Raw genomic sequence first — 16,131 nt, forward strand, 5'->3', positions numbered from 1 at the left:
GTTTTACTCCGTCATCCAAGCGTTCCACCGCTCCGCAATATCGATGTAGTTATCAGACCACCACTCATCGTCCACCGCGATCTGGCCTTCAAGATGGTTGGTTGGACGGCGAGGATTATCCTCAAGGTCCGGTGATTCAAGTGCCTCGGTCGTTGTGGGTCCAAACACGATGTTGTTGGACCAATCCACCTGCTTCTCGGGCTCAGTTATACATTCAATGAACTCATTCGCCAGTTCCGCGTTCGGTGCACCCTTGGGTATGATCCAGTAATCATCTGTTTGGATCCACTTATCAAAGAGAACCTCGAATGGGGCACCGTCGATTTCGATGGCATCATCTGCACGGTTCAGCCATACCAATGCAGCGCTCACCTCACCGCTAGCGATAAGGTTTTGAGAGGATGCTCCGGTATCCCAAAACACTAGGTCTTCCTTGATCGTATCCAGCTTGTCAAAAGCGCGGTCCAGATCAAGAGGGTACAGATCCTCAGGTGCAACACCATCGGCTAACAGAGCCATCTCGAGGAGTCCAGCAAACAGGTTTCGTGGGACACCTCGCTTCCCAGGGAACGTATCCGTATCGAAAAATGCCTCTGTCGAATCGAAATTGGAACCAAAGGTCTCTTGGTTGTATGTGATCACCGTGGCCTGAACATCCGAGCCAACCCGGTACTCCTGAGCGTAATCCCCCGTGAACTTCGAGGCGTCCACAACATCGTAATCGATCAGCTCCAGCTCCTCAGGATTGGTGCCGAAATCATTTTGCACATTGACGATGCTCCAAGGAACATTTCCTGAGTTTATTGCGGTCCTAATCTTCGAGTAGTCGAGTGGTTCATCAACCACGAATTCGACATCTAGTTCCTCCGAACAGGTTGTGTAAAGCGCACGGATATTGTTTGCCTCATATCCGTTGCCCGTTGGGCCTCCCCAGTCAAAAATAGTGATCGAATTCGATGAGCTTCCAGAAGACGAGCCGGAGCTGTTACCAGAACCGCAGCTGGCAAGCATAAGCGCTGCGAAAGATGCGATGGCTACGCGAGCGATCCGGTGGTTGTTGCGTGTCATTTTGACCTCCAGTGATGGAACGAACGAGGCTTGGTGATGCAAAATGCGGCTTAATACCGCGGATTATCCTTTCCTTGCTACGTCAATTAGAGGCTTGACGCATTTGCGCTGATCGAGATCGGAATAGGCCGTTGGTACGGCGTCTAGGGGGTAGCGCGACGTGAACACAGCGCCAGGGTTGAGATTGCCAGCAAGAACTTCGGACAGCAGTCCCGGAATGAGTGCACGGGCGGGGCACACGCCTCCGGCGATCCCGAGATTCTTGGCGAACATCGTTGCCGGGTCAATCGCGACTCCGTGCGGAAGTCCTACATAGCCCACCGTTGTTCCGGCCGCGGCAACACTCAAGGCAGTCAAGAAGGACTGCTCGCTTCCCACACACTCAACCGTGGCATCCGAGCCCAGACCATCAGTAAGGTCCCGAACCTGCTCAACAGCTTCGTCTCCTCGGACGTTCAGAACAGCCTCAACGCCAAGGTTGGCTACAAGATCGCGGCGGACCGGATGGGTACTTCCTAAAACGATCACGCGTCCAGCGCCCATCCATTGCGCCGCCATGACAGCAGAGATCGCGACCGCGCCATCCCCAATCACGGTCACCGTATCTCCCGGGCAGACTTGAGCACTGCGAGCCCCGTGTAGGCCCGTCACCATGACATCTGTCAGGGCAACAAGACTTGGAATCAGGGAATCATCGGGGCGTTCGCCGCCGCTGTATGGCTTGATGAGTGTGGCATCGGCGAATGGAACACGAACGTATTCTCCTTGGCCCGCCGCCTTCACCTCACGGCTCCAAAACCCACCGTTGATGCATGAGCAAGTTAAGCCACGCACACAATACGTGCATTCCCCACATGAGTACCGAAAGGGAACGATCACCCAATCATCTACGGCAAAATCGCAAACATCCGTACCGGCTTCTACTACACGACCTACAAACTCGTGTCCTATTCGAGCACCAGGAACTACTGCTGATTGCCCTCTGTAGGTCCATAGATCTGAACCACACACACCGGCGGCCTCCACTGAGATGATTGCATCAGTGGATCGTTCAATCACAGGATCAGGAACAGTATCAATGGAAATGTCACCGATTCCGTGGAATACGGCGGCCCTCATACGGACGCCCCAATTTCAGCTTCAACATCGGTGATGACGTCCCTGAGAATTGCTAAGCCTTCATCTACAGTCTCGCGATCCACAACTAGTGGAGCAATGATTCGAACGCAATCATGGTTGGTCCCGCAACCTAGGAGAAGCAGCCCCCGCTCGCAACACAGGGCACGAATTCTCGTGGCAAGGTCCCCTCCTATCTGACCATCTGGATGAGTTAGCTTAACCGCCAGCATCATTCCGAGGCCTCGTACTTGGCTCACAATGGAAGAGTCAGCGCAGATTTCTTCAAGCTGAGAACGCATATATTCTCCCTGTGATGCACTCCGCGCCAGCACGTCTTCCTTTTCGAAGGCATCGAGCACTGCAAGGCCAGTTGCTGCGCACACCGGATTACCTCCGAATGTTGAACCGTGAGTGCCGCTTATCCACTTGTCCATAATGTTGCGAGTACTCACTACCGCGCTCATAGGCAAGCCGCCAGCAAGTGCTTTACCAAGCGTCATAATGTCCGGAGCAACTTGAAAGTGTTCGGAGGCAAACATCTTTCCTGTCCGGCCATACCCTGATTGGACCTCGTCAAAGATCAGAAGCATTCCGTGCTGGGTACAGATCTTGCGAAGTCCTTGAAGGAAAGAGGCATCTGGCACCACATAGCCGCCCTCACCCTGCACCGGCTCCACGATGATGGCCGCAACGGACTCAGGCGCAACAAGGTACTCGAGCACCTGTTCCAACTGGTCTAGCGCAAACGCTGCGCGGCCCTTGGCATCCAGCCCTGGCGAGCATTGTTCTTCAGCGGGGAAGGTACTGAAATACACTGATCCCATCAATGGTTCGTAGGAAGAACGATAATTCGCTGCGGAACCCGTCACGCTGGTTGCGCCGATCGTGCGGCCATGAAACGAACCTTTAAAAGCGATGATTCCAGGCCGGCCGGTTGCCGTCCGTGCCAGCTTCAGGGCCGCATCGGTTGCCTCGGCCCCCGAATTAGTAAAAAAGGTAGTGGACAAATCACCGGGAGCTATCTCAGCGATACGGCGAGCCAACTCCCCGGTTTGCTCGTACCCCACAAGATTGAAAGATCCCGTCATAATCTGTGCAATCTGTGTTGTCGCGGCCTCCACAACACTGGGATAGCAATGTCCAAGGGCATTTACTGCGATGCCTTGTACCCAATCGATGTATCGGCGGCCTTCGGTATCTGTGAGATATGATCCTTGGCCAGATTGAGCAACAACTGCGGTTGCCTGAGTGAGAACTGGGCTAAGGAACTGACGATCTTCTACAAACGTTGTCATAACCATCCATTTCATGTGATGAAGCAGAACGTCACGAACTAGGAGAGGCCAATTTGAACCACATTCCTAGATGAATGAGCGCTTATGATGATGGTATGGAGTCTCGATTGCCGAGCGATTACCCGCCTATTTCGGGATCGTGGAGATACGATTAAGGTCTGGTTTCCCCTGTATTTTCAGAACGAGTTGCACAGGTAGCCTGTCGATTTCACGGCCGTATCCATTTCATTACGTTTCAAGAATGAACAGGGCTGAAGGCATACGGTTACTGCGGATTCGACTCAGCATGGTAGGACTACCCCTACGATTTAGATCTTGGGCATGGGCGGAATGGCCCGTCGTCGTTAAAAACTACCCCACCACGTACTCGAAGAGCCGGAATGCGCTCAGATCCGTGGTGTCGTAGTGGAGATCGTGAAGCCCAAGGTCCCTGAAGCCGCACTTGCGGTAGAGCTCGATGCCCGGGAGGTTCTCTATCTAGACGTCCAGCCGGACTACAAGGCAGCCACGTTTCCGCGCCACCCCGATGATCTGATCGATCAGGAAGCGGGCCACGCCCCGATGCTGGAACCTGGGCGTGACGCCCAACCCGTGCACAATTAGCACCTGCTCGCGAGCCGCCTCGATCCCCCACGCTGCATCCGCATAACCACCGGGAGCGTTATGATCCAGCGCCACCAGACCAGCGATGCCACCACTCGCCTCGCCGCGAGCAACGTACAGGTTCCCCGTCGAAACCCACTCGGCCACCAGATCCGATCCCGGGTGGTTCTCACTGTGCCAGTGCGGGTAATCAACGGTAGCGGCGAGGTAGTCGATGATCTCGCGGTAGGCCGCCTGAACCGCGGCGGCCTCCCCCAATTTGGCCCGTTCGAAATTCAGGCCCGTCCTTCCATGCGTTTCACTCACCCGGACAAGTTTAGTGATTTGGGTGTCGGACGTGCGTAGTTCTGGGGCGGGCTAGTCATCTACTCCGACCCAGTTCTGCAGATCCCTCACGAACTCGTATGCATCTTCTTCAGCAAAGGGAGATTCCAACCCCTCGATAATGAGAGCCCGCAGCTCTTGCAGATCGGCGTCATGCTCCATGAGGCCAGCTTATAACGCAGCTCCCACACCCGCATTGACTTCGTAACCGGAAGAATTTGACTCATTATCAATCCCAAATGGACGAGATTGGCAGTGCCCATACTCCGTCACCGAGCGAAATACGATCCGGAACTAGGGACAGCACAGCACCTCCGCAAAACGCGGGGAGCCAGCAGCGGGGTACCCTCCACCTGACGTTCGCGGTAGCTCTGCCCGAACGTTTGCGGCAACGCGTGACCTGACACTATTGTCGCATTTCCGTTCCAGCCTTTCGGGCGTACCGGGCCGATTTCCGACGTTCCGCCAACGATCCGGGGACATCTCGCACGCCACCATGGGCCTCACCCTACATGAGCTTCGTGGACTCCAGATCCTCGCGCAGGCTGCGGTTGAAGCTGATGAGCGGGCGGCGTAGCACGAGCCCGAGCAGCAACACCGGCAACACGAATGCCAGAAGAAGCAGGATACTCTGCCAGTAGTCCCCACCGTAGGTTCCGGCCATCGCGGCTCGCGCCGCATCAATCGCGTGGGTGGCAGGCAGGAACGGACTGATGTTCTGGAACCAATTGGGCAGGAGCTCAAGCGGATAGGATCCCCCGGCCCCGGCGATCTGTATCACCAACAAGATCACGCCGATCGCCTTGCCCAAGTTCCCAAACGCGACAGTGAACGTGTAAATCATCAGGCTGAACACCAGCGAAGCCACCCAACCCGTCAACATGAGCAGGAACGGGTGCACCGGCTCAACTTCGATGAAGAAGATGAGGCCCAGCGTCACTAGGGTGCTCTGCGCCAGCCCGATCAAAGCGAAGATGCCGTACCGGCCAACATACTTCTGGGTGTTGGTGAGCCGGCCGCGCTCGGGCACCACTTCGCTGCCAACATCCGCACGTATGGCCACCGCCATGAGCAGCGCACCCACCCAGAGGGACAGAACCAGGTAGAGCGGGGTCATTCCCGCTCCGAAGCTCGCCACCGGGAACACCGGGGTGCGATCCACCCCAACCGGCTCGGCGAGCGAGGTTGCCAGTACGTCTGGATTGGACCCGATCGCCTCAGTCAACGTGCTGAGATCCCCCGATTCGGCAGCGTCGGCCGCCGCCTTCTGGACGTCCTCGAACTTCCCAGCCATATCTGTCAGCGTGTCGGACAGCTTGGCCGTTACCTGCTGGGCCTCCTCCAGAGCGCCCTTGATCGAGTCTCCGGCCCCGGACAACGTCCCGGAAATCCCCGAGAGATCCTGTTCGATCGCCTTCGCATCCGATCCGATCGCGCTGAGCTGCCCTGATAGATCGTCCAGTTTCGGCTTTAGCCCGGTCGAATACGCCGCCTTTGCATCCTCGATGGAAGCCTTCGTTTCAGCGACGGAATCCTTCAGCCCCTGATGGGTTTCCTGAACCGAACCATTGCCATTCGCAATGTCGTCTTGGGCGGCAACTATCTTGTCATGAAGGCTCTGCTGGCGGGCGATCGCATCGTCCACCTTGGCGATCACCGCATCGAACTGCCCCTGCAAAACATCCGGCACCAGTGGCCCAACGTCCGATTCCAGCGAGTCGCGCAGGTTCGTGTAGTTATCGATCTGCTGCTGGACCTGATCGGCTACGGTGCCGAGTCCTGCACCGCCGTCCTCACTCACCGAATCGAGGTTCGCGAATATATCGTCAATCTGCCCACCAAGGGCGTCGAAGCTATCCGCGGTTGCCCCCAGCGCCTCCTCAAGCGCACCCGTGGCACTGCCTAGATTCGACTGAAGATCGCCAACCGCGTCCACCCCCGTGCCCACTGCGCCCTTGGCATCATCGAAGGATGCCCCGGCCGATTCAATAATCCCGGCCGAACTATCGATGAGCGGAATGGAGGAATCGATCAGAGCGGTGAACATATCAGCGGTCTGGGCGTTGTTAAGCAACTGCGTGGAGATGTCCCCGAGCCGGCTCTCCAGATTGGTCAGGACCGCCTCCGTATCCCCGTCACTGAGGAAATCGGACAGTGAAGAGACCAGCCCGAGAGCCACATCCCCCAACGTCTTCGTGAATACCTCGTTGATCTGGGCGGACACGGCATCCGCCCCTTGCCCGGTGATGATGGGCGCCACCGAGTTCTTCTTATCGTTCGTGTAGTAATCGATGTGCGTCCGCTCGGCACCCTCGGCGTAGAACGTCAACATGTCCTCGCTGAAGGATTCCGGCAACACAATCGCGGCGTAGTATTCGCCAGATCGCGTGCCGTCTAGGGCGTCCTCCTCCGAGGTGATGATCCAGTCCAGATCATCGTTCGCCCGCAGTTCGGACAGCACCTGATCCCCCACATTGATCGGGATCGGCACCACGTCGCTCTGATAGCCCGCGTCCGAGTTGGCCACGGCCACCTTGAGATTCCCAGTGCTCCCGAATGGATCCCAGCTTGCCAGCACATTGAACCATGCGAATAGCGACGGAATGATCACCAGCCCGAACACCACGGTCCACGCCATCACGCTTTGCGACGCACGCCGGACGTCGCCCACGATCAGCCCCAGAATGTTCCTCACTTTGTGGTCACCTCCGCTGCTGCGGGCTGGGTTTCGTCGCGGTTATTAATATCGACGACGTCGAAGCTCGCCTTCACGTACTCCAACGCGATCAAGGCTCCGATAATCAGGAGGCACCACAAGGTGAACAGGCCAAGTACTAGGGCTTTGGCGCCGGTGACGTGAGCGGCGACGACGGCGAACGCGATCACGCCCACCAGTCCCGTTCCAACGATGGCGCGCAGGATGATCGGATAGCGGCGGGCGAACCTGACGCTGCGAACATCCCTGCCAGCGTGACGGCCACGGCGCCTCGTGAGGGCCGCGATCACGTCCGGGAGGCTGAGGCCACCGCCCGTCACTTCCACATTCTCGGCGGCGAAGAGGCCGGTTTTCGTGATCTCGCGGTTCACCAGCACGTGGAAGTTTGTGAGGCGGCGGCGCAGCACTAGGCCTAGGAGGAAGGAGAGAACAACGAAAACGGCGAGCATGCCGAGGTAATGCCAGTAGTTGCTGCCGTAGAAGCCGCCAATCGTTTCGCGCAGGGCATCGATGCCGTAGGAGAACGGCAGCAGCGGGTAGATGGCGCGGAAGAAGCCCGGCATCACCTCGATTGGGTACAGGCCGGAGGCGCCGGGGATTTGCATGCTGACAAGGACAACGCAGAGGCCGCGGCCGACGTGCCCGAAGGCCACCGAGAGCGCGTATATGACGGAGAGATACACCAGGCCGATGAGCACACTCGTACCCACGAAGGCCAGCGGGTTGACCGTTTGGACGCCGAGGATCAGATCGCCGATCGAGACGATGAGCGCCTGAGCAATGATGATGACCGAGAGGAGCGAGAATCTGGCCATGTAGGCCTGACGGACCGTCACGCCCTTCGCGTCCTCCGTATCCACCTCAAGCTTGAACATCACCATGAGCATGAACGCGCCAACCCACAGGGACAGGTTGGTGAACAGGGCGGCCATGCCGCTGCCGTAAGAGTTGACCGGGTAGACCACCTGCTCCTCCACCTCGATCGGTGAAGAGATAAAGGAGGCGATCTGGTCCGAATCTAGGCCCGTAATGGTGGAGAGCTCGCCCCACTGGTCCGCCGCAGCCAGGGCCGTGATGTCGGTTTGGGCGGCCGATATCGAATCCTGTGTGGCGGTGAGGTTTGTGTCCAGCGAGCCGAGGGCTTCAAGGGTGGTGCCGAGCTGGGCGTCTAGGTCCGCGAGGAGCTCGCTGGCTTGGGCCAACGTGTCCTTGTTGGCATCGAGAGCGCCGCTCAAGGACCCGGCCGATGCCGAAAGCTCCGACATCGCGGCGTTAAGCTGCGGCACTTGGTTCGTGAGGGTGGTCTGGAGATCCCCGGACGCGGCTTGGGAGGCCGCAAGGGCTTCATCCAGCGAATCGCTCAGGGACTGCACAGAATTAACGGTGTCCGACGTGCTGTTCTTCAGGTCTTGGAGCTGAGACAGGAGCTGCTGATCGGATTCGTTGCGCGTGGTGAGGGTGTCGATGGCGCTTTGGAGCTGATCGCTGAGGGCGGGGTCTAGGTCCGCTTGGTTCAGTAGGCCTTGAAGGGTTTCGATGGCCTGAGCATTGGCGTCAATCACAGCGGAGATATCGTCGATTGCACCGTCCACGCGGACACCGGCGGTCTCCAAGCCCTGCGTGACTTCGGTGATGGCCGTATTCGCCTTGGAGGAGGCGTCCGCGAGCTGGTTGATGCCGTCCGTGTAGGCGGCGGTTGCCTCATCCGCGAAATCAATGATCTGGGCTTGGGCCTCAGCCATTAGGGTTTCGGCTTGGGAAAGGGCGGTCTGGACGTCTGTCAGGAGCGCGTTGACGTCCGCGAGTGTGTCCTGAGTGCCAGCCAGCGAAGTTTGAGCGTCTGTGATCCCAGACTCTAAGGAGCCCAGATCATCTTGGACGTTCTCAAGGTCCTGATTCGCCATGCCGAGGGCGTTGAGCGCCGAATCCTTCGAATCGAGTAGCTGGAGCTCGATCGATTCGCCCGCATCCTTCAGCTGGTCCGTGACCGCGGTGGCGAGCTGGTTCTTGAACGCGCTCGTGATCTGCTGGTCGAGCTGGCTAGCGCCGGTGTCCGTCATCTTCGGGGCTACGGCGCTGGCCTTCTCATTGACGTAATACTGGAGATTGGGCTGCGTGAAATCCCCCGTGGCCACGCTTAGCAAGTTTTCACTGAAATCTTGGGGGATGACGATTGCGGCGTACACGTCCCCACTTTCGACCGCCTGTTGAGCCTGGTTTTCGTCCATGAACTGCCAGCCGAGCTGTTCGTTCTCTTTGAGCTGGGAGATTACCTGAGAGCCGACGTCAATGTCGCCCGTCAGGTCCGAGGTGGCTCCTTGGTCAACGTTCGCTACTGCCACGCGAATGTTGCCCGTATTGCCATAAGGATCCCAAAATGCGCGGATGTTAAACCACGCATAGAGCGCCGGAATAATCATGATGCCCAGCACGATGATCCATGCTTTGGGTACTCTGAGGATGCGCTTGACGTCGCGCTTCAGAATATGCCAACTCATTCTCACTTAGCACAGTTTACTGGCGGCGATCGTCGGCTTACAGTTCTTGCGGCGTTTCGCTAGTCACCATCACCGAACCTCGTTCTCGACAAGCCGACGGACCCATCTCGATACGCTCATATCTTCAGCCTCAGCTCTCTCCCGCACTTCCTCTGCAACCTGCTCACTCAATACCACCTGAATTCTTGGCGAGTGTTTGCCTTGACCAGAAAGGGACTTGCCTCCTGGAATCAGACCGCTCGGAGGTCCAGATTCTTCAGCAATAGCGCTGAGAGTGTCGATCAAGTCTTGATCGATTCTCTCGCCATCACGCGTCAAGTGCTCCTCTTCGGGATTGAAACGCTCGAACTCCTTAGTCATCGTTTCCTCCATCTCATTGGCATTGCGTGAATCAATATGATCGCTCCATCATCCGTCTCGAATCCGGCAACCTCGTATTGTTCACCATCACTTCCGCTTCCACACCACCACATCAAGTTTGATGAGTCGATACCGAGGTATTCACCACTCCGGCAGACCTCGACCACAGCTGAATACGACACCCCATGTTTCAGGGCGCTATCTGCAATACCAACTCTCATGAACCGAGCATATACTACTTGCTCGTTTAATTGGAAGATTCACGTAGCTGGATTATTCGTAGGCAATTGACGTTAATTGGCGGCGCCACGTCGTGGATAAATAGACGTAAGCGCCCGCAAAGTGGCACAGTGGCGAGGGCGGCTCCGCGCCGGGGCCGTCGGGACTTTCAGGAGAATTTATGTTGAATTCACTAGATCCAGACTTTAGTACCGAGCAGGCAGAGGCATTCCGCCACGATTCGTTTGCGCGCATCGTTCAGAATGCAGTGAGCGCGCAAGGCGCCGACGAGGTGAGTCTGGACCGGGAGACGGTGAACCGCATCGACGAATCCACGTCCGAGCGCTTGGACGCTTGGAAAGCTACCGATCAGAAGAAGTCCGGCCGGTGCTGGGCGTTCGCGGGGCTCAACGTGATGCGGGCGCGGATCATTGCAGAGCTTGGGGTGGAGGACTTCGAGTTTTCGGAGAACTACGTGGCCTTTTACGACAAGCTCGAAAAGGCTAATCACGTGCTAGTACGCGCGATCGAGACTGCTGGGGTTGGGGCTGATGACGAAGCGGTTCGGCGGATTCTGGAGAGCACCGCACCCGATGGTGGGATGTGGCACCAGTTCACGGACCTTGTCCGCAAGTACAGCGTAGTGCCCGAATGGGCGATGCCGGACACCGAATCCTCGGGTAACACCCTGCAGCTCAACCGAGCAATTTCCACGTCACTACGGCGGGCCGTGGGGCGGATTCGGGAAGCCGGGGCTGCTCAGGCTGCCTCAGAAGAAATGGACGCAATCCGAACAAAAGCGATGCAAGACGTGTGGCGCGTGCTCGCCATTCACCTCGGGACGCCGCCGGAGAGTTTCGTGTGGCAGTACCGAGACAAAGAGAAGAACTTCCACTCTGAGGGTTCGCTGACCCCGCGCGAGTTCGCGGAGCGATACGTTACCGAGGAAATCGCCGACTATGTGGTTCTTGGGCACGACCCGCGCGAAGAGAATCCCGTCGGCCGAAACTATGCCAGCGATAACACGCCGTACATGATTGGCGGCACCCCGTACTCCCACGTTTCAGCACCGATCGAAGATCTCAAGGCCGCCGCTGTTGCGGCAATTCGGGCGGGCGAGCCGGTGTGGTTCACGTGCGATGTGAAGAAACAATTCGATAAGAATGCGGGCATCTGGGACGCCAAGCTGCATGACTATGACGCGCTCTACGGAGTTGGTCTGGATATCTCTAAGGCAGATCGTTTGCGGTTGCGCGAGACTTCGCCGAGCCATGCCATGACACTCGTGGGCGTGGACCTAGTGGACGGGCAGCCAAGGCGCTGGCGAGTGGAAAACTCATGGGGCGACTCCGTGGGCAACAAGGGGTTCTTCACCATGGACGATTCCTGGTTCGATGAGTACGTATTCCACGTGGCTATCTCCCCCGAGCACGCCACGGAGGCGCAACGCGCTGCTGCTGCGGAGAAGCCAATCGTCCTTCCGGAATGGGACATGCTCGGCTAATGCTGAAAAGGCACGCCTTAATTGGGCGGGAGTAAGTGCTCATGTAATTGGGTTGGACAGGCTCGCCTAGTTGAGTCGGAAGCCCCCATTTGGTCAGAACTGCCTAACCGCCTGCATAATCTCGTAGGTGGAGGCCGAGCCTCGGATATAAGCACGGCAACGCTCTCTGACACGAAATCATGTACGCGCTGTGCCGGTCCCGACCACAAGATCGAGATTTTGGACCACGAAATCTGCTCCCGGACGGCAGAATCCTGGCGTACGCCATGCGAACCGGCGCGGGTCCCCACATCAACAGTTATCCTTGCGGGCTAAGGCTTTCGGTGCTTTCCTGCACGAATCATTCTCAAAAGGCTGAGTTGCGTTGCCTCCCACTCATGCCAGATTTGTTGATAGCTCAGTCGTAGGGGCTCATACCCCTGATCACGTGCTGCCAGATCGCGCCTCCTATCGTTCGCATAAGACTCTCGGGACGAGTGGTAGGCGTCGCTGTCGCACTCAACGATGAGCGAATCACCCACCACCGTATCAACCCATCCCACGTCGGGAATCAGAACTTGTGCAGCGACTCTGATCCCACGCCGTTCAAAGAAGTACCGTAGACGAGTTTCACTTCCAGACATCGCTCGCCCATTCACGTAGGGCGCAATCCTCTGCACTTTTCTCGGCATGTTTGTCAACATTTCTATGGCTTCCGAATGGCGAAGCAATCGCCTATTTATCGCAGATTCAAGAATGATCAGAGCTGTCTCGTGGTCGTGGTTCAGTAAGACCTGTTCGATGCATTGCCGAAGAGGCCATACTGCTGCCACCGGCAAAGGTACGCCGTACCTGTGGATCTGGGTGCGAGGCCTCTGGCGCGGCTTCTTGCCAGTTCCATACACAATATGCGTATCGGGGCCTCTTGGCACCCACAGTCCGTGGATCCTGCAGCCGGACAGGCATCCCAACCGTGCACCGTTTTGGATGGCAATGGTTGCATCCGAGGCATAGGTGGTGGTCGTGTAGATTCCCTGATGCAGCCTCAGCAAAATACCCTGATCAACAAGTTTCACAATGTCATGACGCGTAAGGCCCCTAGCGCGCAGGCCTTGGTATGAGAGTATTTCGGGCACATCCATGTTTGCATTATTGGGGTTCTCAGCGGCGGGTGCTGACGCTACTCACAGGTGTGGATAACAATGGCTGCATAATTTCGTAGGAGAAGGCATAGGTCCCGTTGTAGGGAAGCCAACGCTCTGAGCTACGAAGCTTTGCAAACAACTCGTCGGAAAACCCCTTTTAGCCGCCAATCCTTACTCAGAGCAGCATTCTCACCGTGGACCCAAACCTAGATAACCTCAACTGAATTCTGTTGGAACCCCACGCATACACAAAAGCGGTGGCAACTATCGGTTGAGTCCGATTGACTAGTAGTGGAGCTCCGGTGTTTCCACGTGAAGGGCCGCTGCCTCGCCGGTAATGTTCAGCCGCTCCGTGGCCGACCCCATTGGCCGACGTGGCGCCCAACGTAGCGATCGGCCCGCCTCGGCCCCCCAGACCAACCAGAGCAACGAAACGTCACTCAAGATCCCAGCCCAATCCGACAGCAAAGGAGAGCCCAGTGCCAACCGAAACCACGATGATCTTCACAGGCGATTCATTCATCACCCGCCGACTCCCGGAAGATGGTTACGAGGGATTCGGCGCTCTGCACCGGATCATCTAAGACTTCCAAGTGCGATTCACCAATTTGGAAATCACGGTGCACGACGAGGAGGGCTATCCGGATGCGCAATCGGGCGGAACGTGGGCGATGACCGAGCCGCCTGTGCTGGACGATCTCCTGCGCTACGGCTTCAACCTCTTCAATACGGCCAATAATCACGCGGTGGATTACGGCCATGGCGGACTACTCGCCACGATCGCTAACCTCAATAAGCGAGGCTGCATTTCGGCTGGCGCCGGCCGCAACTTGGCGGCAGCCTGCCGCCCCGCTTACCTCGAGACAAAGGATGCGCGCGTGGCCCTGATCGGCGCGTGCTCCACGGGTTTCCCCACGGGCATCGCTGGCAATCAAAGCCCCACGATGCAGGGCCGCCCTGGTCTGAACCCGCTCCGGTTCAACACCACCTATCACGTCACCCGAGAGAACTTCGAGCACCTTGAAGGTATCGCGAGCGCGACGAACCTCAACGCCTGGCAACAGCGGCTCATCGATCTTGGCTACGAGCCTCCACTGCCCGAAGGTTCCCTCAATTTCGGAGGACTGCAGTTCGTCGCTTCTGAAGAGGACTACCTTTCCACTACGGTCCACCCCGGAGACATGCAGCGGATCCGCGCCGCGATAGATGAAGCCACCCGCCAGGCCGACTACGCAATCGTCAGCATCCACGCGCACGAGGCGCTGGACGGCGACCCGGCCAAACCCGCAGAATTCCTCAGGGAGTTCGCCCACGAAGCCATTGACTGCGGGGCGGACGCGATCATCGGCCACGGCCCGCATGAGCTCCGCGGAATTGAGATCTACAACGGCAAACCCATCTTCTACAGCCTGGGCAACTTCATATTCCAAACGGAAACGGTCACCACTCAACCCGCCGACGCATTCGAGAAGCACGCCATGCCAACCGATACCGGCATCGGCTCCTACATGGACAGCCGCAGCCAAAACGGCACGCGCGGTTGCCCCACGGAACCGCATATCTGGACATCCGTCATGGCGGGCATCAGGTTCACGGATGGCGCCGCCACCCAAATCGAGCTTTACCCCATCGACCTTTCCATGGACAAACCACGAAGCAGACGCGGCACGCCCACACCCGCAGCCGGCACCGAGACGCTAGAGTATCTCGCCGATTTAAGCGGAGAATTCGGCACCAAGATTCGGATCCGGGACGGCGTCGGACTTGTTGACATCCGTTAGTGGTTTCCAGTTTTGTTTAACGACGACGAACTTGTCCCCTAACCACTCACCCAACAAAAGGAGCACACGGTGAAAATCAGCAACGATTTAGAACGGCAACTCATTGAATGGCGCCGCGACTTTCATAAGTACGCTGAGCCCGGATGGACGGAGTTCCGCACTACCGCGAAGATCGTCGAAGTGCTGCAGGGTCTCGGTTGGGAGGCTGTATACGGCCCTGACGTCCACGATGCCGAAACTCGTATGGGCGTCCCTGATTCCGAAACTCTGGTGGCAGCACGCGAGCGTGCCGTACAGCACGGCGCCAATCGGGAGTTGGTTGAGGCAATGGGCGATGGCTTCACGGGCGCTGTCGCGATCTTGAAGACAGGTAGGCCGGGGCCGGTTCTCGGGTTCCGCTTCGATATTGACAGTAATGATCTCAACGAATCGACGTCTCCAGAACACCGTCCTACCGCCGAAGGCTTCGCGTCGGTCAACCAAGGAGCCATGCATGGGTGTGGTCACGACGGGCATGCGGCAATGGGCCTAGGCCTCGCAACGGTACTGGCCGAGCACATAGATGAACTGACCGGCACCATCAAGATCTTCTTCCAGCCAGCCGAGGAGGGTGTGCGCGGGGCACACTCGATGGTTGCCGCCGGTTGGATGGATGATGTTGATATTTTTGTAGCCACTCATCTGCACTCGCGGCTCGGGCTCGGCAATATTTGCGTTGGCTCGGACCGCTATCTGGCCAGCACCAAGTTTGATGTAACCTTCACAGGCGTGGGGGCGCACGCTGGTGGCGACCCCCAGAGTGGAAAGAACGCCATGTTGGCCGCCTGCGCTGCAACAACAAACATGTTCGCGATTGCGCGCCATTCTAGCGGTGCATCCCGGATGAATGTCGGGACGCTCACGTCTGGCGAGGGCCGCAACGTTGTTCCACGCTCGGCGTTCCTTCAGGCCGAATGCCGCGGGGAAAACAGTGAGATCAACGATTACATGTTTAACCGGGCCAAGCAGGTTGTTTCAGGGGCCGCTGAGATGTTCGATGTCCAGTACGACATCAGGCTCACGGGCCGTGCGGAAACCGCACCGCCCAGCCCAGAGCTGCTCCCCTTTGTCCACGAAGAATTTGCTGCGCTGCACGGGGTCAATCAGGTGACTGATTCAGGCGGCACAACCGGTTCCGAGGACGCCACCGCCATGATGAATCGGGTCAAGGAACGGGGCGGGCTCGCCACCTACGTATCCCTTGGTATGGACACGCAAGGCGGCCACCATACGGAGAGCTTCGACGTATCTGAAGAAGCTCTCCGCATGGGGGTAGAAGCAGAGGCGCAGATAGTGTTCGAAGCTCCGGCGTTCCTAGAATCTATCGGGCGCTGACGTCTCCGGCAGCAACTACATGAGCGGCTCAGACTCTGCCGGGAACCGCTCGCCATACCCAGAGATCTGCCGGGGTACCGGGGTTAGTCGCTTATCGCCGGCCACTAGCAGTGCCTGTTGCGTCTGCGTCAGTGTCACGTTCATAC

General features: G+C 57.8%; 13 protein-coding genes. 3 read left to right on the forward strand and 10 right to left on the reverse strand.

The features are described 5' to 3' along the window. Positions 1-3 precede the first annotated feature (3 nt). The 8 genes from DD236_RS06820 to DD236_RS06850 form a co-directional block, all read right to left on the reverse strand. Complete coding sequence (locus DD236_RS06820; protein ID WP_109093630.1) at positions 4-1,068, reverse strand: extracellular solute-binding protein; 1,065 nt, start codon at positions 1,066-1,068, stop codon at positions 4-6. 63 nt (positions 1,069-1,131) lie between these two features. Continuing rightward, on the reverse strand, positions 1,132-2,187 hold the full coding sequence (locus DD236_RS06825; RefSeq protein WP_109093631.1) for an alcohol dehydrogenase catalytic domain-containing protein: 1,056 nt from the start codon (positions 2,185-2,187) through the stop codon (positions 1,132-1,134). Beyond that, positions 2,184-3,482: an aminotransferase class III-fold pyridoxal phosphate-dependent enzyme gene (locus tag DD236_RS06830; RefSeq protein ID WP_109093632.1), complete on the reverse strand. Its 1,299-nt coding sequence runs from the start codon at positions 3,480-3,482 to the stop codon at positions 2,184-2,186. Before DD236_RS06830 ends, DD236_RS06825 begins: the two co-directional genes overlap by 4 nt. Before the next feature lie 477 nt (positions 3,483-3,959). Beyond that, a complete protein-coding gene (locus DD236_RS06835) occupies positions 3,960-4,391 on the reverse strand; it encodes a GNAT family N-acetyltransferase (RefSeq protein ID WP_165819851.1) in 432 nt (143 codons plus the stop codon). Positions 4,392-4,442: 51 nt separating this feature from the next. Beyond that, positions 4,443-4,571 (reverse strand): hypothetical protein, encoded by a 129-nt coding sequence (locus DD236_RS12360; RefSeq protein WP_279322748.1) that lies wholly within the window; start codon positions 4,569-4,571, stop codon positions 4,443-4,445. A 346-nt stretch (positions 4,572-4,917) separates the two neighbouring features. Further along, positions 4,918-7,104, reverse strand: coding sequence for a YhgE/Pip domain-containing protein (locus DD236_RS06840; RefSeq protein ID WP_109093634.1), 2,187 nt, complete (start codon positions 7,102-7,104; stop codon positions 4,918-4,920). Further along, complete coding sequence (locus tag DD236_RS06845; protein WP_109093635.1) at positions 7,101-9,623, reverse strand: YhgE/Pip domain-containing protein; 2,523 nt, start codon at positions 9,621-9,623, stop codon at positions 7,101-7,103. Before DD236_RS06845 ends, DD236_RS06840 begins: the two co-directional genes overlap by 4 nt. A 69-nt stretch (positions 9,624-9,692) precedes the next feature. Next, complete coding sequence (locus DD236_RS06850; RefSeq protein WP_133246073.1) at positions 9,693-9,983, reverse strand: hypothetical protein; 291 nt, start codon at positions 9,981-9,983, stop codon at positions 9,693-9,695. 400 nt (positions 9,984-10,383) lie between these two features. Here DD236_RS06850 and DD236_RS06855 point away from each other — a divergent pair, with 400 nt between their 5' ends. Beyond that, on the forward strand, positions 10,384-11,706 hold the full coding sequence (locus DD236_RS06855) for a C1 family peptidase (protein ID WP_109093637.1): 1,323 nt from the start codon (positions 10,384-10,386) through the stop codon (positions 11,704-11,706). Between the two features lie 311 nt (positions 11,707-12,017). On the opposite strand, the gene DD236_RS12480 is transcribed toward DD236_RS06855, so the two are convergent. Continuing rightward, positions 12,018-12,827 carry a type IV toxin-antitoxin system AbiEi family antitoxin domain-containing protein gene (locus DD236_RS12480; RefSeq protein WP_109093638.1) on the reverse strand — a complete coding sequence of 270 codons (810 nt, stop codon included), beginning with the start codon at positions 12,825-12,827 and terminating at the stop codon, positions 12,018-12,020. A gap of 596 nt (positions 12,828-13,423) precedes the next feature. Between DD236_RS12480 and DD236_RS06865 the strand changes: the two genes are divergently transcribed. Both DD236_RS06865 and DD236_RS06870 read left to right on the forward strand, forming a co-directional pair. Then, positions 13,424-14,611 (forward strand): CapA family protein, encoded by a 1,188-nt coding sequence (locus DD236_RS06865; RefSeq protein ID WP_165819852.1) that lies wholly within the window; start codon positions 13,424-13,426, stop codon positions 14,609-14,611. Positions 14,612-14,680: 69 nt separating this feature from the next. After that, entirely contained in the window at positions 14,681-15,985 is a 1,305-nt protein-coding gene (locus DD236_RS06870; protein ID WP_109093639.1) for an amidohydrolase, read from the forward strand. A 15-nt stretch (positions 15,986-16,000) separates the two neighbouring features. On the opposite strand, the gene DD236_RS12365 is transcribed toward DD236_RS06870, so the two are convergent. After that, positions 16,001-16,123 carry a hypothetical protein gene (locus tag DD236_RS12365; protein ID WP_273487826.1) on the reverse strand — a complete coding sequence of 41 codons (123 nt, stop codon included), beginning with the start codon at positions 16,121-16,123 and terminating at the stop codon, positions 16,001-16,003. Positions 16,124-16,131: the final 8 nt, after the last annotated feature.

It is taken from the genome of Ancrocorticia populi, assembly GCF_003123745.1.
Lineage (GTDB): Bacteria > Actinomycetota > Actinomycetes > Actinomycetales > Actinomycetaceae > Ancrocorticia > Ancrocorticia populi.